The sequence below is a fragment of the Cobetia sp. SIMBA_158 genome (genome assembly GCF_046566945.1).
Lineage (GTDB): Bacteria > Pseudomonadota > Gammaproteobacteria > Pseudomonadales > Halomonadaceae > Cobetia > Cobetia amphilecti.
Map to the genome: position 1 here is coordinate 1 of NZ_JAWJYL010000775.1, position 251 is coordinate 251.

Here is a 251-nt window from a genome sequence, read left to right on the forward strand (position 1 = left end):
CCAACGCTGTCTTTTGCCAGAGAAATTATGTCTCTGTTCGACAATTACCCCAGCACAAGCAAAAAGTCGCTTCTGTTTGCTGATGTTCGACACCGAGCCAATGAAGCCCAGTAATACCGGGCGTCTGATTGCTGATATTTTGCCTGATACCGTTGCGTTTCAATGGTCGCGTACCGAACCCTCGCAGGATTTGCTGGATCTGGTACAAAACCCGTATTATCAGCCAATGGTGGTCTTTCCCGCCTCGTATG

Annotated in this window: 1 pseudogene; it reads left to right on the forward strand. The window is 49.0% G+C overall.

The annotated features are described in order from the left end of the window. Positions 1-251, forward strand: a pseudogene (tapT, locus tag R2R70_RS21920) (tRNA-uridine aminocarboxypropyltransferase); the annotation flags it as partial.